We start from the raw sequence: 17,391 nt of genomic DNA on the forward strand, positions 1-17,391 counted from the left end.
CACCAGGACGTCAGCTGGGTCACCAAGCGACGCGGCCGGCTGGCCAGATGGTATGTAACGGCCCGCCCCGCTCGCCGCTGCCGCCCTCCGCGTCGCTCGCGACCGACCATTCCGGGCATGCGGGCGCTCTCCACACCGCCCGCGCCCGTTCCGGGCTAAAATGCATGTGCCCTCGGCGCCAGCGGGTATCCCCGTCGGTTGCGCCCCTTGCGGGCTTTCGCGTTCCAGCGCTTGGTGCCGCCTGCGCTGTCGCGCGCCACACCGCGGCGCGCGTTCTCGGCGACAGTCGCCCTGGACACGGATCCGCCCATCGGGCCGGACACGAACGGGCATATCCCGCTGGCCGCTCGCTCCGGGCGGGTCGGCGCGCGGGGCTGGATGGTCGTCCGCCTCGGGCGCGCTCTCGCTCGCGCCCAGAGGGCGCTCGCGAAGGCGCGAGCGAGAGCGCGCAGACGAGTCTGTCGGTCGTTGTCGTCGAGGAAATCGCGATGTTGGAGCATCGCGGTGTCGGGCGCGTGAGCGCCTTCAGGTCTAAGTGAGACCAATGTCAAGTAACAACGCCACCAGTAATGTAGTTTCGGTCGATGAACAGGCATTCGAGCAAGCAGACGAGCAGACGGTCGACGAGGAAGACTTCCCGGTCGTCGACGAGACGCCGGAGTTCCGGGCGACGGTCGACATGGAAGTGCAGGCGAAAGTCGATTCCAACCACCCAGATGCGCGGATCAACGAAGGCCCGGATCACCTGTTCGGGAAGACCCTCGAACAGGAAGAGCGCATCAAGGCACGAGAGGCCGAGTTGGAACACATCAGTGCCCAGGCGGGACTCAGTCAGCAGGAGGGGCGTGCGAAGCGGACGCGAGACATCGCAGCGAAGCGAAGCGCTGAGCGGCGTGTGAAGTTCCAGAAGCGGGCAGCGAGCGTGAATCCGATGGCTGACCCGGAGCGAGACGATCCTCGTGCAGAGCTCACGCAGGAGCAGTTGGCGGCGGTGAACAAGCAGTCGATGCGGCTGGCGGAGAAGCTGGATGGCTGGTCGCGAGCAGCGATTGGCCGGCGGCTGGGTGAAGCCGTCGTCGGTGGGAAAGACCTAACGAGTGCAGTCGTCGGGGTGTTCGAGGAGTTGCAGACGGCCCCTGGGACGGTGATCCCCATTGGGAAGCTCGAGGACGTCAATCGCAAAGAGGTGAGCATCGAGGGTCGAGTCGAAGTACTCTGGGATGCGGACTCGCCGGCCATCGCTCAAGTCGGGCTGATCGCAGACGACAGTGGAAAAACGAAGGTGACGATCTGGGAGAAATCAGATGCGCCGTGGATTGAAGAGGGCGAGCAGGTGCGTATTCACAAGGTAGCCCGGAACTGGTACGAGGGACGCGTCTCACTGGCTGTCACTGGGTGGAGCACCATTATGTTCCCTGAGCGCGGTCGGTGGTGGGAATAGCCGGTCGACGCACCCCTTTTTTGCTGGTGTGTACGCGGTCACCGCCACCTCCCACCACCTCCACGGTCCGGGCTGCTCACGGCGCACAGCGCCGTTGCGCGGCCGGGCTTTCGCCACTGCAGTCATCGGTATCAGCGCCGTCCTCCGTGGTGTGTATTTGCCCCCTAATGGGTGAGGGGCATTCCGAGAGGCGCGATTTGCGTGTATCCCCTCGTGTGTATTCATGGCAACCAGAGACATCTACGAGACGGCGTTCGACGAAGACGTCCAGACGGAATCGAGTGCGAACCAGTGTCCCGAGTGCGACGGCCGGGTCACCACCAATGCGATTGAAACCGTCTGCGAGGAGTGTGGGCTCGTCATCGACGAGCAGCGGATCGACCACGGGCCTGAGTGGCGAGGGTTCGACGACGAACGGGAGCGCACGGGCGCTCCGTTGACGGCGGCACGACACGATCGAGGGTTGTCGACGGAAATCGGCCGCAGAACCGATGCGAACGGGAACGAACTCTCAGGACAGAAGCGACGCCGGCTGTCCCGGATGCGGCGTGAACAGACGCGTGGGCGGTTTCAGTCGAAAGCCGAGCGCAACCTCGCCCACGGGCTCAGTGAAGTCCGTCGGATCAGTAGTACGCTCGAACTATCCGAGACGATCCGTGACCAGGCCTGCCAGCTCTTCCGCAGCGCTCAGAACGAGGACCTCCTGCAGGGCCGCTCAATCGAGGCGATGGCCGCCGCGAGTGTCTACGGAGCGTGTCGGTGCAACGGGCGGCCGCGAACCCTCGACGACATCACCGAGTCGGCGCGCGTCGAGCAATCGCGGGTGACGAACGCATACACGACGCTGAATACGGAACTTGGCCTGCCAGCCCAACCCGTGACGCCGAGTGCGTTCGTTCCGCGGTTGGCCTCGGAGCTCGACGTCTCCGATCAAATCCGGCATCGGGCTCGGCAGTTGGCGGAAGCATCCGAATCGACCGGAGCAACCACGGGGGTTCGACCATCTGGGTTCGCCGCAGCCTGTCTGTACAAGGCCGGACGCGAAGACGGACGGTGGCTCACCCAGTCGGACGTCGCTGAAGTAGCGAACGTCTCAGTGGTCACCGTGCGAACCCACCGCGACGCGTTAGACGAACTGGCTGTGTAACGCCCATACCGTTGGGTTGTATTCCTGTTGGATGAGCGATTTGAGGACCATCGTTTAAACCTAAAGACGTAGCATGATACGATCAGACGACTCTATGACCGGGCGTTACTCTGACTATGAAGCCCTCCGGCCGAACGGCGAAGCCACCCACGTTCCCGACGACCAGCTCACCGGTGGTGGCGAGCCACGGCGGCAGCGATCTGGGAGCATCGACGCGGGCTATCCAGACGACCCGACAGCAGTTGCGACCGAGTGTGAGTCCTGTGGCGCGTCAATCCCCGCCGGCCAGGCAAAGTGCCGGTTCTGCCTGACAAATCATCTCGGAAACGAAGCCATCGGGATGGACGAGACGGCAGATCCGACGCTCTTCGGCATCATCCATCTGGTCGTCGAGTCGACCACGTTCTACGGCGCCGTCGCGAAGGGCGGGGCCGCCGCAAACCTCCTGACCTCAAACGACGCGGAGCCCGCCGTCGACGACTATACGCTGCTCTACGATCTCGACGAACCGCCTGCGCCCCAACTGGCCGACCGATGGCCTCCGCTCCCCGCTGCGGTACAACTTGACTCAGGAGAGGGTGAGCAGCTTCTCAGAGCCGCCCGTGACCGGACAGGGTGGCACGGGCAGGAAGCGTCGGAGCGCCAGGAGCAGGCCCCGACGCGGCTCTACGACCAGCGTGGGGACGGCATCCGCGACACGTCACGGCTCACTGAAGTCCTCGACGACACCGACGACGCGGTGTGGCTGGTTCCAGCGATTGCCCTCCAACAATCCGGTGCAGAGAATAGTACTGGACACTCACGACACGAGCGGCCGAACAGAACTCATCTCGAGTGCCAGGAGTGCGGTCGAGAGACCGAACATCGGTTTCGTGAGTTCGAGACCGTCCCTGACGACGAGTGGACTGGGCAGCCGATGTGGGGCTGTCAGCGGTGCGGGACGCCCCGCTACGGGCCCGAACCCGAAGCCGGTCAGTGAACTATCTCGACCTACTCAGCGGCTACCGCCGCTTCCTTGAGGTCGGGGCTCCCTTGCTCTCGCGTTGGACTTCCTGTTTCAACGACGGTGCTTGCAGATACCGACCGGGAATGGTCGTCACCCACAGAGGCTCCAGTCTCCAGCAGGCGTTGTACTTCGGGCTGTCCCAGCCCTAGCTTTCCCAATCCGCGCTCAAAGACGGCGGCGGATTAACCAACATCTCTGGTCTCGACTCGGTTTTGTTGGTTAACAGAAGCCAGCTTGCGACCAACCTCAGACTGCCCACCAGTGTTTTTCGACGCCGAGAATCGGCGGAGGCGCGCATATGGACCCACGAGACACACCCGGCTACCGGCTGCACCGCGCGCTCAGCAATCTCACCAGTATCGACTGCGAGCAATTGGAGCCCGCCGACCGAGAGCGGATCAGCACAGCAACGACGCTTCTGAAGCAGGCAGAACTCCTCACCCGACCGGATACGGCAGCGGACAGCGACATCAACGGAGAGTCCTGACCGCACGACGCGTCGACAATGCGGGCGTCCTGTGGCCGCCACAGCCTGAGCAGTTGTTTACCCCCTGAAGGGGTGCGGGGGCGCGAGAACGCTCCCGAGAACAATCTATGGCAACACTCCAAGCCGCAACGGCATCGACCGGCGCGCTCGTAACAGACCCACAGGCAGTCCGCGAACTCTGTGAGAACCACCGCTTCGGGACACTCAACTGGGAGGTGGACGACGACGGCGAACTGATCATCTGGGGCTACGACAGCTTCGAAGTGTACGAGGCTCGTGAGAACGGGCTTCCTGACTACGACGGTGGCATCGTCACCCACGAGTTCCTCCGGTCGCTCGCGGAGTATCTCGAACCGAACGAAGAATTCGACATCCAGACAGCCGGATTTACCAAGTGTCGATTTCCCGTGCTGACGAAACGGTACGTCGTCCGCGACGGTGAGGTCCTGTACGCGGACCTCAGTTCCCCCGACCCGATCGACGAGTAGCGTTGTTCGTCCCCCGGGAGGGGTGCGGGGCGATCCAGTCGTGGGTCGTCCTACGAGGTGATTGTTCAATGGGCCACCGCGCACTCGTTGCGTACGAACGAACTGACGGACAGTACACGCTCCACTACACTCACTGGGGTGCTGCAGACCTGAAAATGAAGTACCGCATCACGGCCGAAACACCGTTCGGTGGCGACGACACCGACTCCAAGTGGGCGAAACAGCTCTTCACGGAGTTGGCCGATGGCCTCGAGGCAGAAGCCGTCGACGGCTACCTCGCCGACAAGGATCGACCATCGACGGTCGTCGAGCCGAAGCCCCGCGCCACCGGACTCACCCTCGACGAGATCGTCGCTGACCATCTCGACTACCTCCACCACGAGGCGTTCTTCGTGGTGTCGACGACGTTCGAGGTGACCGCCTATCGGACGCTGTGGTTCGGGCTCCAGTACGACTCGGAGACAGTCGAACAGGGAGAGACGGTCGGGAACGGCGCGCTCGCGACGGTGCGCTGGTACGACGGCGAGCCGGTCGGCGACGGCCACCTACAGGGACAGTTCGCGGCCCTCAAAGACGTCGTCGGCGATATGCTCGACAAGGGCGTCTTCACACCGTCGACGGCAAGACAGTACCTGAAACGGAAGCTCGCTGAGCGAGTCGGAGACCGACAGGAGCTGCTCATTCCGACCGGAGAATCGCCCTTCGAAAAAGCGAGTGGCGGTCAGTCCTAGTGGATCTGGTACGAGCCAGAGTAGGTCTCATTTTCGGTCATAGCTGAATGGGAGAGGTTCTAACATGTCTGTGAACGTCACACGGGTTTGGCTCCTGATCGGTCTAAACCAAGTTATCCTTGCCCACGTTCAGTAAGGGGGGGACCGTGTCACCTATGTCTCCGTTGCCATTGAGAGAATGGTTCAGTCCCTATATGTTCCATGGAACACGATAATTATTTTCCACAACCGTTCATTCAATCCGAATATGGCTCCATCTTTCTCCAGTATAGCTGTTCAGGGAAGGCTCGGTAGGATTTATCTGCCCCCAATAGCAGTCTTATATCTATATTCGATAACAGCTAATCCCCTATATGGATACTTGAGTTTTGGTGGCGTGATCGCAGCAGTGTCCCTTCATGCCCAGAATTACGCGGTCTTTGGACCCAAAGGAATGCTTGGCAATCCGCAAGCTCAAGATGAGAAGTTTGCCCGTCGGCTAGCAACTATACTCAAAAGAGGAAGATTAGAAGATTATCCACAATCCGTCACAGAACTCCTAAAAAATCCTTTTGACCTCCCTCTCGATGCAAAGCGGCTACCGGTGGTCTGTCTATCGTTCTTTTCAGGTTGGATGATAATGGCTAATATTCTCGGTGCAGCGTGGGGGTTCTGGAACCACTACTCTTCGCTGGAGTTTGTGGGATTGACAATCCTGTTCGCGATGGCAGTTTTTCTTCTTCAGCCCGTTCTGTGGCCGATGTATTGGTCGGTTAGCAACCAACGAGATAATAGACACCCTGCTGTCGACACTCCAGATCACCGCAGAATTGAGGATTTGTCGGATATCTTGGAAGCAAAGGGAGATGTCAGAGTGAAGAAGAACGAGTATGCTATCGAGGAAGGAGGGAAGCTCACGCTTGTATGTGAAGCCCAATATACTGAATCAGATACTATTCAGGTATTGGTTCAAGGAATATCCTTTGCGTACGCTGGATTGTTCGAAAGTACGTCACTCCCACATTCGGAACTATATGCAAAAATTATTGACGCTAATGAGAATACAATTACATTCACTGGGCCTTGTTTAGACGGGGAGACTCGGTCAGTCTGGAGGCTGTATTACTAGTATCGCTTTGCTAGTAGCTTCGGAGAAGTACCAAATCTACTAGGAACTGAAGCGGGACGGATTGGGTGTGCAAACCAAGACCTCCCGCTTCGCAAAGACGGTTGTATCGCTCGCCAAAAAAGCCGTCGCTGGCGAGCCAGCTCCGGCATACCGACCCGGAAAAGACGGGTATGCCGACTGGGTGATTCTCGCTGTTCAGGCCTTCAAAGAGTACCTCAATCACGATTACCGGAAACTAATGGACGTTCTGCGAGAAATGCCGAGAGTTGCAGAAACACTCGATTTGACGGTTGAGACGCTTCCTCACTTCTCCACGATCTGTGCGCGGAAGCAGGAGATCCCGATGAAGCGGTGGCGAGCGATTCTCGACGCGTCGGCTGAACTGTACGAACTCGGAGATATCCAAGCAATCGACGCAACCGGCGTGGATCGTGTCCAAGCTAGCCAGCACTACGCGAAACGGACAGACTACACGTTTGAGGCGGTGAAGACCACGCTGCTCATCGATTGCGAAACAAGTGCGATCCTAGATATACACTGTTCGACGAAACAACCGCACGATACACAGGTCGGCTGGCAAGTGCTGGTGCGGAATCTCGACGACTTGACGGCTGTGGCGGCTGATAAGGGATACGACTGGGAAGCGCTTCGGACGAAATTACGGTCTGAAAATATCACACCGCTGATTCCGCAGCGCGGCCCCGGTTTTCGGGGATGGGCGAGGAATTTACTCATTCACGATCGGGGCTATAATCAGCGCTCAAACGCTGAATCAGTGTTTTTCGGATTGCGCCAGCGATACGATGAGACGCTGTGGGCGAGAACGTGGTTTGGTCAGTTCCGAGAACTTGTCATGAAATCAGCGGTGCGAAACATCGAACGCGTAATCGAGGGGTCAACCCGCTGAGTTCGGGCGTCTAAACAACGCCGTGGTGGAGTTAGCGAGGAGTATATTCTTAGTAGTTGTTGATTACTGATAGGGCGGGCTGTGGTGGTATCGATTCATTAGGTGAGGAACAGTTTTAAGCATGTGTTACAATGGTGGTGGTAATGAGCCGTTACCCGCGGGGGGTGCGGAGCGCGCGAGTGAAGTGTATCAGCTGTAACGCGCCCGCAGCCGAAACAACTGACAACACGTACGTCTGTGTTGAATGCGGCGAACAACTCTTCGAACAGCGGACGACCACGACCCGGGCAACAGGGGGGGACTAATTCAAGATGGCATCAAGGGAAATTCAGGAGAATGACCAACAAACACCACCAGTACAGCACGAAGAAAAAACCAGCCCGGGAGGGAGTGTTCTAGTCGGCGCGGACAGCGACATCACACCGACGGTCAGTGTCGTGATGCCGACAATGAACGAAGAGGAAGGCATCCGGGAGTGTATCGAGCGTGTGAAAACCGCGGTCAAAGAGTCCGGATACCAGACTGAAGTCATCATTAGTGATGACTCAACTGACCGCACCCCAGAAATCGCACGTGAGCTGGGAGCGATCGTCGTTGAGCCGGACGAAGCCGGCTACGGGTACGCCTACCGGTACGCCTTCGAGCGCTGCCGCGGCGACTACATCGTCATCGGTGACGCCGACACCACCTACGACTTCGAACAATTCCCCACACTGCTTGACCCTGTCGCACGCGGGGACGCCGATATGGTCATGGGAAGCCGTCTCGAGGGCGACATCAAAGACGGGGCAATGCCCGCTCTCCACCAGTACGTGGGGAATCCCCTGTTGACGAAGTTCCTGAACGCGTTCTACGGTGCCGGTGTCAGCGACGCCCACTCCGGGTTCCGCGTATTCCGTGCCGACATGCTCGACGAACTCAACCTCGAGACGACCGGCATGGAGTTCGCCTCCGAGATGATCATGGACGCCGGCGCCCGCGACATGACCATCGAGGAAATCCCAATTGTCTACCACGAGCGCGAAGGCGAAGCGACGCTCGAGAGTTTCCGTGACGGCTGGCGCCACGTCCGCTTCATGCTACTCAACGCCCCCGGCTACCTCTTCTCCATCCCCGGCACCGGTATGGGAATTCTTGGTGCGATGGTACTGCTGGCTGCCTTCAGTGGCATCTCGATTGGCAACACAACATTCGGCATCCACTCCGCAATCGCTGGGTCGCTCTTGGTACTCGTTGGCTACCAAGTCGCCAGCCTTGGCGTCTTCGCGACGGTCGCCAGCAACCCGATTCAGCGCCCCGACGACCCTGTGACAGATGCACTTGTTGACCGGATGAACCTCGAGCAAATGGCCTCAATTGGGACTGTCGTTGCCCTTGGGGGCGCTGTGTACGCTGGCTGGCTCGTCTACCAGTGGGCAAACACCGGCTTCACCCAACTCCCAATGATCACCGGCGACGTCGTCGCGTTCACCGCCATCGTCATCGGCGTCCAGACAGTCTTCAACGCCTTCTTCCTCAGCGCCGTCGCCACGCGCTGACATTCTCCCTGGGCTAAAGCACGGGGCCTTCCCCTCGGATTTCCATATCAGTGCGGAAACCAACTCCTTCAGGAATGGGTCACTGATGTGACATCCTCCGCCTCGCCGTAAACGGCGAGGCTTTCCACGGTACCGCACCGCTGGTTTGGGATATTTGCTGGTTGACGACCTGTCGGCATGACGGGCCGATGGCGGGGCCACACCGCCGTTACTCCTATCCCGGCAGGGACTACGGAGTTATCTTCTGCCCGAGACACTACAGCGGTTCGAGAGGGTGTCTCGAACGTTCTGGGCCTTGGAGTCCCGAAATTGTGCATTTAGGTGGCGGTGTAACCGCCTCGGGATATGTCACACTACGGTGCGATATTACTTAAATATCGGATTGCTGCTGAACGTGGATTGTGCGGTCGAGTGACGCGATTCACTCCCGCCTGAAAGGGCGGGATTCTCTCGCTGTTCAAAGATAGCCCGAAAGTTGCAGGCATCGTCAGTACCGGGTTTGAAGGCAAGACCAAGCACAGTGATACGTTTGTCGGCGTTGTCGATGTGTTGGTCTATGAGCGCGAGGAGGCGCTTGGGTTGGCGGTCGTTGACCTCAACGGCTGCCTCAAGCATCGCCGGCTCGTATCTCCGCTTCTTCGCAGTATTGCTGATGGCGTTCGTATCTTTCCCCACAGCAGCTACCGTCCCCAGCCGCTACGGAGGAACCGCTCGCAAGAACAGCCGGCCGCTGACTAGGCCGACTCGTCAGTAAGACGTTGCTCAATCGCATCAAGGACCGTCGAGTGCACATCGAGTGGATATGCTGTGATGGGAACGAAAGATCGGTGACCTCGTCGCTATCCGGGGGTTGGTGGAAGTGGACTCGCGTATTGTGGGTGTTCGGATGGCGATCCCACCGGCACTCCCAGCGGGTGTCGTCCGACCTGGTTTCCACGTAATGGAACGAGAAATCCCCGGTGGTGAACCAGCGAACGTCTAGTCGGCCGGCAGTCGTCGACGCTGGGTAACTGGCTGTGTCGAACTGGACGCGAAGCAGCCGTGGTTCGTGGGGATCGGGGTCGAACGACGTGTCGTCGACGAGTGCATCAGCCGCAAGGTGTCGTTCAAGCAGGCGAAGTGTTTGGCGGTCGGGTGGGCCAGTTGATGGCGGCGAATCCGGCTGTCGTCGTCTTCGCCGCGGGCTTGCGAGAACACGCGCCGGTCGTCGTCAATATCACCTAACAGTGATACACCGTCGCCGCTGCCCGTAATCGTCTCGGCGACATCGAGCGTGCTCACAGGCGCGTCCACTGTCCCGTTCGCTCCACTAGGCGGCCGGACGAACAGTGGCACGTGCGTAATTTCGTCGTGCAGGTAGCGGGGGTGCTCGTAGTAGCCGTGTTCGCCGAACGCGTCGCCGTGGTCGGCCGTCACGATCACCAGCGACTCCGCCAACAGCCCACGCTCCCGAAGCGCGTCGAGGAATTCTCCAATATACGCGTCGTTGTACCGGATCTCCGCGTCGTAGAGATCCACAAGCAGCTGTCGTTCCTCGTCGGTAATCGACTCGGGGTCGTCGATGGCGCGCTGGTACAGCGATTGGGCGTCCCGACCACTGAGCCCGTGGTCTGCCCACAGCGTTGCGTACTCGCTCGGCGGCTCGTAGGGGCCGTGGGTGTCCATGTAGTGGTTCCACAGGAAGAACGACTCACCGTTGTCCAGCGAGTCCAGCCACTCGAGGGACCGCTCGTTGATCTCCTCGGCACGCGCGTAATGCCGATTTCGGACCTTGTCCAGCGCACGCTGCGCCAGCGCAATCAGCTTGTGCTGGCCCAAGTGTAGATCGTCGTCGAAGTGGTCGAACCCCTCGTCGAAACCGTACGCTCGCGACACAAACGGATTTGAATGGAACCCCGCCGTCGCGTACCCTGCGTCAGAAAGCGTTGACGCGACCGACTCCGTCGCCAGGTGATACCCCGAATCTACGGCAACGTCCGGATACTTTCCCGAGAGTAGCGCCGGTACTGCCTCTCGCGTGTGCGAGCTCGCGCTGTACGCGTTCGTAAAGCAGGCGGGACAGGAGTGTTCACGGACCCACAGCGGTTTGTCGGTTGAGACACCGCACGACGCGCACTCCTTGGTCGTCCCTCTCGGGTTGACCGCGACGAAGTGCGTCCCTTCGCGCACACACTTGTATTCGAGCAACAAGAGGAACGTTCGCCACGCGGCGGACGCGGTGTTTCGGCTGTTCGACGGCGACTCCATCATCCCCTTCACGTTCAGGTCTTCGACCGCCACTAGGTCGTATTCTCGGGCGTAGTAGTTCGAGAGTTTGTGCAGGAAGTCGCGGCGCTTCCGTCGGAGGTCGGCGTGACACTCCGCCACGCACCGTCGTTGCTTCTCGTAGTTGTTCGACCCGTGCTGTTTGCGCGAGAGCTTCCGTTGCTCGCGCTCCAAGCGGTCGCGTTCGTCTGAGAGGTCGAGCGACCCGACCGCCGTGCCGTCGGTGTCGTGGGCGTACTTGAGAATTCCCACGTCGATACCGACGCACTTCTCAGGGTTCTCAGGCGGTTCGGGTGGTTCACGGTCCATTTGGACGCCGAACGTGGCGAACCACTCGCCCGTCGGTTCCTTCTTGACCGTGACCTGCTTGAGCGTGGCGTCGTCGGGGATGGCACGGTGGAGCCGAATCGGTATGTCCGCGAGTTTCGAGAGTGACAGAACAGTCTGACCGCCCTTCTTGTCGAGCATGAAGCCAGACTGACTGTACGTGAAACTGCGGGACTCCCGCGGCGGCTTCCACTTGAGTTGGCCGACGCCGTAGCCGTTCTTCTTGAGAGCGGAGAGTCCTTCGAGGTTGTCGAACAGACGTTCCACGACGGTTTGGAGGACCTTCGAGTACACGTCCGAGAGGCCGTCCCACCACTTCTTGAGGTCGGGGAGTTCCGACCGCAGGGTGGTCATGGACGGCAGTTCGCCGTGTTTTTCTTGGTACTCGTTGAGGCGGTAGAGCGTGTGGTTGTAGAGTTGCCTACAAATGTCTCGGTGGCGGTCCAACTCCTCGCGGTGGGGGTCGGACGGCTTGAGACGGTACTTGTAGGCGTAGTACATTCTACTCGCGTTGGTCTTCGACGTACTGTTTCAGCACATCCAGCGACACCTGCCCCGTCGAGATGAGGCAGTACGAGTCGTTCCAGAACGAGTCGCCCCACAGTTCGGTTTTGAGTTCGTCCGCGTACTCGTTGCGGATACGGCGAGCGGTTGCGCCCTTGACCGTGTTGATGAACTTCACGAGGTCTGTGGTTGGCTTCGCTCGGAACAGGATGTGTACGTGGTCGTCCTCGCCGTCGAGGTTCGTCAGTTCGACACCGTAGTTGTCCGTGAACCCGCTGATGACCTCGTGAATGAATTGGGTTCGCTCCTCGGTTAGCACTCCGCGCCGATACTTCGTGGTGAGTATCAGGTGGTAGTGCAGGGAAAACGTCGAGTGCGCTCCCGAGTCGAGGTCGTACTCCATTGGGTTCAGTTAATAACATGTTATCCTACTGCAAAAACATTTCGACTGCGTGGGCCTGTGGGCCTGCCACCGAAATGTGTATGAGAACTGTGCGGCGTTGACGAGACGCGAAGCGTCTCGTTCGCGCACAAGAGCGAAGCTCTTGTGAACGCTGTACCCCCTCCCTGCTCGCGCCTCCCGTTCGGTCGGCGCTCGCAAGGGGGCTTAGCGCCTACTTTCAGCGAACAGCAAGCAAACAGGAGTAATAAATGCGAGTGTTAGAATTCGGCCTCAAACTCGTCTTCGTCAGGCAGCATCTCAAGTGCCTCCTCAGGAGAAACAGCTTCAGGAGACTCTTTATCGGCTTCGTCTCCGGCTTCTCCGGCCGTGGGAGCGGACATACAAAGCCATACACAGTGAGGTCTGATAAACCTTTGCCGGCAGTACAGCACCAATCGACATCCCTCACGGCGAATGACGTTTATTTTGGGCTGGGATGGGTGGCCCATCTCAATCGGGCCAGATTCACAGATGAGTCTGGAAGTCATCGACCGTCACAGCGAAGCACTGTTCGAGTTCCTCTGGTGTCCGGTCTGCGGGCACGAGGTATTCAGTCACATTCCCTTCGAAGGAGTGTTCTGCAAGAACTGCAACACCCAGGTCGAACTCCAGGAATCCCGAGAGACGCGCGGCTACGAGGAGGCCGTCCTCGCCTGCTTCGACACCCACTCAACGTGGAACCTCCACGTCGACGAGAAGCTCCGTCGCGACCTACCCGATGGGTCGGCACGGGTGAAGATCCTCGGCGCACCGGGTGCCTACGAGGTCGACTGGTGGAGTCCGGCACCCGGCGATGACTGGCAGCCGGTCGAACGAGGCGAATTCGACGATGTCGACGAACCAGCCGAGATCTCCCATCTCGCGTAGGACAAGCAATCCCTGTGGCTGTTTGTCACCCCCCGAGGGGTGCGGGGGTGCTCGAACGAGCAGTTCCCGAACAGACGATGAGTAGATTTAGCGACAAACACTCGATTGAACAGGTACACCCAGCGAGCGATTGCGACATCGCCTACGTCGGGTATCGGCAGAGCGGGCAGGCTATCGTTGAGAAACGTCCCGGCCAAGAACGGCTCACGCCAGAACGGAGTCTCGCGCTGGTGAATCACAGTCCCTCGGGATTCGAATGGGGATATGGTGGTAGTGGTCCGGCGCAACTCGCGCTCGCACTCCTCCTCGACTACACGGGAGACGAGACGTTCGCCCTCGACCACTACCAGGCGTTCAAAACCGAGGTCGTGAGCCAGCTGGACTGTGATGGGTCTGCTGGAAGCTGGCGACTCACTGGGCCCGAGATCGACGCAGTCCTTCACGAAACACCCGGCGAGCCGGCCGCACCGTCCATCTAAATACCAATCACCGAAAGAAATCCATGTCAGAACAGACCCAACCATCTCGTGCGGATGGCGAATCGGCCGAAACCAGTGAACAGGCGACACGAACGGAATACGTCGAACGTAGTGACGTCGGCGTCTCCCTCACCGTGAAGCTTACTCGCGGGACTGGCACCCGCGATCAGGACAAAATCGTGGCCAAAGCGAAAGGCAAGACCCTCGAAGACGCTCGCGAGGACATGGAGATTCTTCGGGAGTACATCCATGATCTCGCTGAGGACGCCCGCCAGATCCAACCCGGGGAAGAAGACGGGTAACGGCGAGGGCTGTTTTTTGTCGCCTCAGCAGTGACGGAGGCGATCATCAGTGAGCAATCCTGACGGTCAATCGACTGACGTGATCGAGCTTTCACCAGAACAACGGCTCGAACCCCCGAATACGCGACTGATCAACGCCGGTATCGTGACGATCAACGATATGGAGACGCTGCGAGCCTGCGTCGCCTACGAGAACGCGAATCAGCAACGGGTCCAGATCCTCCGCCGGCTTGAACAGCGGGCCAGCGAAATTCGCGCAGAAGACGATTGACGCAGCACTCGGGGCTGTCTGTCGGAGCCTCGGTGGGTGGAGGCTCGAATGAGATGAGCGATCGACCAGAGATCGAGATTCAACGACAGACCGCGTTCGGTGACGATGGCCAACTCGAAGTAACCGAAACAAGCGTCGAGACCTCGCTTGAGGACTTCGGCGCTGACGTGGATCATCGCGACCGGGATTCGCGTCTTGACCAGCCCGAGGCGAGTGAGTTCGGCGTCGACGATCGACCCGAAGTTGAGCAAACATCCGAGGGAGATCAGTCAACACTCTTCGCTGATACGGACGAGGATCAGCAGACCCTCGCTGGCGACGATGCAGCCGCTCGCTGTCTCTTCGAAGAATAGGCTTGCCTCTATCAGTTGGTTGTCTGATGAATTGTTATACTGAATTCTAACTTTGAAGCGACGTTGAGGGTCTAATAGCCGGTGGTGGTTTTTCGACCCCCAGCAGGGGTGCGGGGAGTCCGAACGCCCGCATTCAACCGATGGAGACGAATTCGACTACCGACCCACGAGCAGTCGTACAGGATACGGATGAGCGATGTCAGGCGAGTACAGACCGCGTCGAGTACGTCGGGATGCGTGTCGACGGAACGCCAGTTGTCCTGAACCTCACCGCACACGAACGCCTCTCCCCCGATCAAAGTCTCGGTCTCGTGCGGCATAGCCCAGCGGGATTCGACTGGGGCTACGTCGGGAGCGGACCGGCACAGCTCGCCTGTGCGCTCCTCCTCGATTATACCGACGACGAAACCGTCGTCCAGCAACACTACATCCAGTTCCGCAACGACGTGGTCAGTCAGTTGGTGTGTGCTGGCCCGGCCGACTGCTGGCATCTCACCGGGGAGGATATCGAGGCGGCACTCGCCGAATTCGAAGAGGACCGAGCACTCACGCCAGATGGTGGGACGTCGCCATCGTCACTGCCGGCGAATTGGAGTGCGGTGAGCCGGACAGATCGGAGAGTCTTCCAACGTCGGGATATCGACCACTACGTCGTCCTCGCCGAAGGGAGCGAGGAGTGGTTGATCATACTTTGCGCGCAGGGCGACCGGGCGTATCCCGCCCCGCTTGACCATCGAACACTTCCGGTCGAGAACGATCCTGCTTCAGCCGTGCAGGCACTCGTCGCTGAGAGTAACGATCTCGTCGAGCCAGAGGAGGACATCTGATGGAGAACATCCGACTCTCGCGGGCCACGTACCAACTCATCGAACGCGCCATCACAGCGCTGGAGTGCATCGGCCGAGAACTCGAGCGATACAACGATCGGCACGAGCGAACAGCTGGGAAAGACACAGACGAGACGAATCCCAGCGACTCATGACTGACGAAGCGACGCTTGACTACTTCGAGGGCGAGACATCATCCGGAGAGTCCAGATCGCTCACGCTGGAAGAGCGACTCCTCACCCCGATCTCTCCATCCATCGGTCTGCGGGTGATTCCCGGTCGTGAGGATCCGCTCTATCTCCAAAATCGGGGAACAGAACGGTATCTCTTCCGCGACGATCACGACCGGTGGTTCATTCTTCAACCCTCGGCGAAGGACTCAGAAGAGGCGTTCGTCCGCTGGGTGTATCTCCCAGCGGACCGGCCAGAACGGCTGGCGCAGTCGGCGCTTCGTCGACGGACAGTAATCGGCTATGATTATGTTCAGCGGTCGACCGCACCAGATCCAGTCAGGTCGACGGTGACAGCGATGTTCGTCACGGAACCGTGGCCCGAGACGGCCTACGAGTGTGGGTCGTGTGAGGCGCTGTTCGACACGGCACAAGAGCACGCCCTGCACTGCTGGGACGACCATCCGTGGGTGCCGAATCCTGAACAGGTGCGCCGTCGACGCGAAGCCGACGAGTGAACTCGAGAGTGGAAGTCAGGTATCGGGGGCATTCATGTAATTAACCAACGGCATACGGATTCTGGAGGCTAGTGTTGGTTAACATCGGATTACGGCTCCGTTTATTGCCCCTCCGAGAGGGTGCAGGGCGGCTGGATTCGCCCTCACACGGTCGTTATTCATGTCGCTCGAAATCAGTCCCAACAGCACTGAACGCGAGATTGCCGCTGCCAGACAAGCCGACGTCGTGGCGTTCCTTCATCGAGCACCGTTCGCTCTGGACGCGTATCGGCTCGGATTCCTGCCTGGATTCCGAGAAGATTGTGGGTACCAGCAGACCCAGTATCAGAACCTGAACATCCCCGTCGGGATGTTGGATAACGATTTTCGGAATCCCGATCTAGATCGATACATCTCCCGATTTTTCGAATACGAACCCACGGTTGGCGTGATCGGAGATGTGTACGAGGGAGACGACGTCGACGAGTACGTGGCTGCTGCCCGCGAGATTCAGGCGAGTTATCCCGACGCAGAACTCGTCATCGTCCCAAAGTGCCGCGAGGTGATCGACACGATCCCGAACGACCTTGTGCTCGGCTACTCGCGGGGGTATGCCGACCGATTGGCGCATGAGTTCTCCGAGCCGACCGACTGGCGTGGCCGCCGTGTGCATATCCTCGGTGGCAGCCCACCGAAACAGTGGGACGTTATCCAGCAGCTGACCCGACCGACACTAACCGACGACCCACCGGCCGACATCGTCGGCCTCGATTGGAACGGGCTGCATCGCGGCGCGCAGTTCGGGGAGTTCTGGACAGCTGATGGGTGGGATGATAGCGGACGTGACGCCTCCCACGTCACAGTTCGGAAGACAGTCCGACACAGTCTCGCCCGCATCAAGGCATTCTGGCAGTCCCACGGCGTCTGGCCCGACTCAACGCCACATAGCGACATCCTCGAAATCGAGTACGAGGGCCCGTCACCAACCGATCTCAATAGTGCTGCGTGTACCGAATGCGAAGCGAACGTCTGGACGACTCAGCGCGGTCCCTTCATCGCTGAGTATGATACCGGCGTGCTCTGTGGCTACTGCAGCTACGAGTGCTACTTCTCACATCGCCATCGGAACAACCTGGAGGAGATCGCCGGCGAGCAGAGCGTGTACATTCCACCGGCGTGACGCTACGAGTGGTTTTTCGCGCCCCAGAGGGGGCGAGGGCTCGATCCAGAAAGT

22 protein-coding genes and 2 pseudogenes are annotated in these 17,391 nt (G+C 59.6%); 18 read left to right on the forward strand and 6 right to left on the reverse strand.

Annotated features, from left to right (window positions below):
- Positions 1 to 155: 155 nt before the first annotated feature.
- Positions 156 to 500 (reverse strand): hypothetical protein, encoded by a 345-nt coding sequence (locus MXB53_RS14615; protein WP_248898312.1) that lies wholly within the window; start codon positions 498 to 500, stop codon positions 156 to 158.
- A gap of 44 nt (positions 501 to 544) precedes the next feature.
- Here MXB53_RS14615 and MXB53_RS14620 point away from each other — a divergent pair, with 44 nt between their 5' ends.
- The 9 genes from MXB53_RS14620 to MXB53_RS14660 all read left to right on the forward strand — a co-directional run bounded on the left by MXB53_RS14620 (position 545) and on the right by MXB53_RS14660 (position 8,853).
- Positions 545 to 1,441: a DNA-binding protein gene (locus tag MXB53_RS14620; protein WP_248898313.1), complete on the forward strand. Its 897-nt coding sequence runs from the start codon at positions 545 to 547 to the stop codon at positions 1,439 to 1,441.
- Between the two features lie 223 nt (positions 1,442 to 1,664).
- Positions 1,665 to 2,588 (forward strand): transcription initiation factor IIB, encoded by a 924-nt coding sequence (locus MXB53_RS14625; RefSeq protein WP_248898314.1) that lies wholly within the window; start codon positions 1,665 to 1,667, stop codon positions 2,586 to 2,588.
- A gap of 94 nt (positions 2,589 to 2,682) precedes the next feature.
- The gene (locus MXB53_RS14630) at positions 2,683 to 3,567 is read left to right on the forward strand and encodes a biosurfactant protein 1 (protein ID WP_248898315.1); all 885 of its coding nucleotides are present in this window, start codon (positions 2,683 to 2,685) and stop codon (positions 3,565 to 3,567) included.
- Positions 3,568 to 3,892: 325 nt separating this feature from the next.
- Complete coding sequence (locus tag MXB53_RS14635; RefSeq protein ID WP_248898316.1) at positions 3,893 to 4,081, forward strand: DUF8012 family protein; 189 nt, start codon at positions 3,893 to 3,895, stop codon at positions 4,079 to 4,081.
- Between the two features lie 107 nt (positions 4,082 to 4,188).
- Positions 4,189 to 4,569: a hypothetical protein gene (locus MXB53_RS14640; RefSeq protein WP_248898317.1), complete on the forward strand. Its 381-nt coding sequence runs from the start codon at positions 4,189 to 4,191 to the stop codon at positions 4,567 to 4,569.
- A 68-nt stretch (positions 4,570 to 4,637) separates the two neighbouring features.
- Complete coding sequence (locus tag MXB53_RS14645) at positions 4,638 to 5,300, forward strand: DUF6735 family protein (RefSeq protein ID WP_248898318.1); 663 nt, start codon at positions 4,638 to 4,640, stop codon at positions 5,298 to 5,300.
- 247 nt (positions 5,301 to 5,547) lie between these two features.
- Positions 5,548 to 6,408, forward strand: coding sequence for a hypothetical protein (locus tag MXB53_RS14650; RefSeq protein WP_248898319.1), 861 nt, complete (start codon positions 5,548 to 5,550; stop codon positions 6,406 to 6,408).
- A 46-nt stretch (positions 6,409 to 6,454) separates the two neighbouring features.
- On the forward strand, positions 6,455 to 7,315 hold the full coding sequence (locus tag MXB53_RS14655) for an IS5 family transposase (RefSeq protein WP_248898368.1): 861 nt from the start codon (positions 6,455 to 6,457) through the stop codon (positions 7,313 to 7,315).
- A gap of 311 nt (positions 7,316 to 7,626) precedes the next feature.
- Positions 7,627 to 8,853 (forward strand): glycosyltransferase family 2 protein, encoded by a 1,227-nt coding sequence (locus tag MXB53_RS14660; RefSeq protein ID WP_425601222.1) that lies wholly within the window; start codon positions 7,627 to 7,629, stop codon positions 8,851 to 8,853.
- A gap of 462 nt (positions 8,854 to 9,315) precedes the next feature.
- On the opposite strand, the pseudogene MXB53_RS14665 reads toward MXB53_RS14660, so the two are convergent.
- The 5 genes and pseudogenes from MXB53_RS14665 to MXB53_RS15700 form a co-directional block, all read right to left on the reverse strand.
- A pseudogene (locus MXB53_RS14665) lies at positions 9,316 to 9,566 on the reverse strand (UDP-glucose/GDP-mannose dehydrogenase family protein); the annotation flags it as partial.
- A gap of 140 nt (positions 9,567 to 9,706) precedes the next feature.
- Positions 9,707 to 9,892: pseudogene (locus tag MXB53_RS16045) on the reverse strand (toxin-antitoxin system TumE family protein); the annotation flags it as partial.
- Positions 9,832 to 11,946: an RNA-guided endonuclease TnpB family protein gene (locus tag MXB53_RS14670; RefSeq protein WP_248898320.1), complete on the reverse strand. Its 2,115-nt coding sequence runs from the start codon at positions 11,944 to 11,946 to the stop codon at positions 9,832 to 9,834. The gene MXB53_RS14670 and the pseudogene MXB53_RS16045, both read right to left, overlap by 61 nt.
- Before the next feature lies 1 nt (position 11,947).
- On the reverse strand, positions 11,948 to 12,352 hold the full coding sequence (tnpA, locus tag MXB53_RS14675) for an IS200/IS605-like element ISHmu6 family transposase (protein ID WP_015763788.1): 405 nt from the start codon (positions 12,350 to 12,352) through the stop codon (positions 11,948 to 11,950).
- Between the two features lie 257 nt (positions 12,353 to 12,609).
- Positions 12,610 to 12,732 (reverse strand): hypothetical protein, encoded by a 123-nt coding sequence (locus tag MXB53_RS15700; protein ID WP_283102408.1) that lies wholly within the window; start codon positions 12,730 to 12,732, stop codon positions 12,610 to 12,612.
- Between the two features lie 130 nt (positions 12,733 to 12,862).
- On the opposite strand from MXB53_RS15700, the gene MXB53_RS14680 reads away from it, so the two are divergent.
- The 9 genes from MXB53_RS14680 (at position 12,863) to MXB53_RS14720 (ending at position 17,337) form a co-directional block, all read left to right on the forward strand.
- Entirely contained in the window at positions 12,863 to 13,258 is a 396-nt protein-coding gene (locus MXB53_RS14680; RefSeq protein ID WP_248898369.1) for a DUF7567 family protein, read from the forward strand.
- 77 nt (positions 13,259 to 13,335) lie between these two features.
- Entirely contained in the window at positions 13,336 to 13,737 is a 402-nt protein-coding gene (locus MXB53_RS14685; protein WP_248898321.1) for a DUF6166 domain-containing protein, read from the forward strand.
- A gap of 23 nt (positions 13,738 to 13,760) precedes the next feature.
- Positions 13,761 to 14,039 (forward strand): DUF7389 domain-containing protein, encoded by a 279-nt coding sequence (locus MXB53_RS14690; RefSeq protein WP_049934412.1) that lies wholly within the window; start codon positions 13,761 to 13,763, stop codon positions 14,037 to 14,039.
- Between the two features lie 49 nt (positions 14,040 to 14,088).
- The gene (locus MXB53_RS14695) at positions 14,089 to 14,310 is read left to right on the forward strand and encodes a DUF8129 domain-containing protein (RefSeq protein ID WP_248898322.1); all 222 of its coding nucleotides are present in this window, start codon (positions 14,089 to 14,091) and stop codon (positions 14,308 to 14,310) included.
- Between the two features lie 53 nt (positions 14,311 to 14,363).
- The gene (locus MXB53_RS14700; protein WP_248898323.1) at positions 14,364 to 14,663 is read left to right on the forward strand and encodes a hypothetical protein; all 300 of its coding nucleotides are present in this window, start codon (positions 14,364 to 14,366) and stop codon (positions 14,661 to 14,663) included.
- Between the two features lie 140 nt (positions 14,664 to 14,803).
- A complete protein-coding gene (locus tag MXB53_RS14705) occupies positions 14,804 to 15,490 on the forward strand; it encodes a DUF6166 domain-containing protein (RefSeq protein ID WP_248898324.1) in 687 nt (228 codons plus the stop codon).
- Positions 15,490 to 15,645 carry a hypothetical protein gene (locus MXB53_RS14710; protein ID WP_248898325.1) on the forward strand — a complete coding sequence of 52 codons (156 nt, stop codon included), beginning with the start codon at positions 15,490 to 15,492 and terminating at the stop codon, positions 15,643 to 15,645. The genes MXB53_RS14705 and MXB53_RS14710 overlap by 1 nt, the downstream gene beginning before the upstream one ends.
- The gene (locus tag MXB53_RS14715; RefSeq protein ID WP_248898326.1) at positions 15,642 to 16,178 is read left to right on the forward strand and encodes a hypothetical protein; all 537 of its coding nucleotides are present in this window, start codon (positions 15,642 to 15,644) and stop codon (positions 16,176 to 16,178) included. The genes MXB53_RS14710 and MXB53_RS14715 overlap by 4 nt, the downstream gene beginning before the upstream one ends.
- Positions 16,179 to 16,338: 160 nt before the next feature.
- Positions 16,339 to 17,337, forward strand: a complete 999-nt coding sequence (locus tag MXB53_RS14720; RefSeq protein ID WP_248898327.1) for a DUF6610 family protein — start codon at positions 16,339 to 16,341, stop codon at positions 17,335 to 17,337.
- The last annotated feature ends 54 nt before the right edge of the window (positions 17,338 to 17,391 follow it).

This window comes from Haloplanus sp. XH21, assembly GCF_023276355.1.
GTDB lineage: Archaea > Halobacteriota > Halobacteria > Halobacteriales > Haloferacaceae > Haloplanus > Haloplanus halobius.

What these genes read in the sequence shown, in the direction of transcription:
- MXB53_RS14615 (WP_248898312.1), bottom strand. Translation starts at nt 500, where the DNA reads ATGCTCCAACATCGCGATTTCCTCGACGACAACGACCGACAGACTCGT.
- MXB53_RS14620 (WP_248898313.1), top strand. Translation starts at nt 545, where the DNA reads ATGTCAAGTAACAACGCCACCAGTAATGTAGTTTCGGTCGATGAACAG.
- MXB53_RS14625 (WP_248898314.1), top strand. Translation starts at nt 1,665, where the DNA reads ATGGCAACCAGAGACATCTACGAGACGGCGTTCGACGAAGACGTCCAG.
- MXB53_RS14630 (WP_248898315.1), top strand. Translation starts at nt 2,683, where the DNA reads ATGACCGGGCGTTACTCTGACTATGAAGCCCTCCGGCCGAACGGCGAA.
- MXB53_RS14635 (WP_248898316.1), top strand. Translation starts at nt 3,893, where the DNA reads ATGGACCCACGAGACACACCCGGCTACCGGCTGCACCGCGCGCTCAGC.
- MXB53_RS14640 (WP_248898317.1), top strand. Translation starts at nt 4,189, where the DNA reads ATGGCAACACTCCAAGCCGCAACGGCATCGACCGGCGCGCTCGTAACA.
- MXB53_RS14645 (WP_248898318.1), top strand. Translation starts at nt 4,638, where the DNA reads ATGGGCCACCGCGCACTCGTTGCGTACGAACGAACTGACGGACAGTAC.
- MXB53_RS14650 (WP_248898319.1), top strand. Translation starts at nt 5,548, where the DNA reads ATGGCTCCATCTTTCTCCAGTATAGCTGTTCAGGGAAGGCTCGGTAGG.
- MXB53_RS14660 (WP_425601222.1), top strand. Translation starts at nt 7,627, where the DNA reads ATGGCATCAAGGGAAATTCAGGAGAATGACCAACAAACACCACCAGTA.
- MXB53_RS14670 (WP_248898320.1), bottom strand. Translation starts at nt 11,946, where the DNA reads ATGTACTACGCCTACAAGTACCGTCTCAAGCCGTCCGACCCCCACCGC.
- tnpA (WP_015763788.1), bottom strand. Translation starts at nt 12,352, where the DNA reads ATGGAGTACGACCTCGACTCGGGAGCGCACTCGACGTTTTCCCTGCAC.
- MXB53_RS15700 (WP_283102408.1), bottom strand. Translation starts at nt 12,732, where the DNA reads ATGTCCGCTCCCACGGCCGGAGAAGCCGGAGACGAAGCCGATAAAGAG.
- MXB53_RS14680 (WP_248898369.1), top strand. Translation starts at nt 12,863, where the DNA reads ATGAGTCTGGAAGTCATCGACCGTCACAGCGAAGCACTGTTCGAGTTC.
- MXB53_RS14685 (WP_248898321.1), top strand. Translation starts at nt 13,336, where the DNA reads ATGAGTAGATTTAGCGACAAACACTCGATTGAACAGGTACACCCAGCG.
- MXB53_RS14690 (WP_049934412.1), top strand. Translation starts at nt 13,761, where the DNA reads ATGTCAGAACAGACCCAACCATCTCGTGCGGATGGCGAATCGGCCGAA.
- MXB53_RS14700 (WP_248898323.1), top strand. Translation starts at nt 14,364, where the DNA reads ATGAGCGATCGACCAGAGATCGAGATTCAACGACAGACCGCGTTCGGT.
- MXB53_RS14705 (WP_248898324.1), top strand. Translation starts at nt 14,804, where the DNA reads ATGGAGACGAATTCGACTACCGACCCACGAGCAGTCGTACAGGATACG.
- MXB53_RS14710 (WP_248898325.1), top strand. Translation starts at nt 15,490, where the DNA reads ATGGAGAACATCCGACTCTCGCGGGCCACGTACCAACTCATCGAACGC.
- MXB53_RS14715 (WP_248898326.1), top strand. Translation starts at nt 15,642, where the DNA reads ATGACTGACGAAGCGACGCTTGACTACTTCGAGGGCGAGACATCATCC.
- MXB53_RS14720 (WP_248898327.1), top strand. Translation starts at nt 16,339, where the DNA reads ATGTCGCTCGAAATCAGTCCCAACAGCACTGAACGCGAGATTGCCGCT.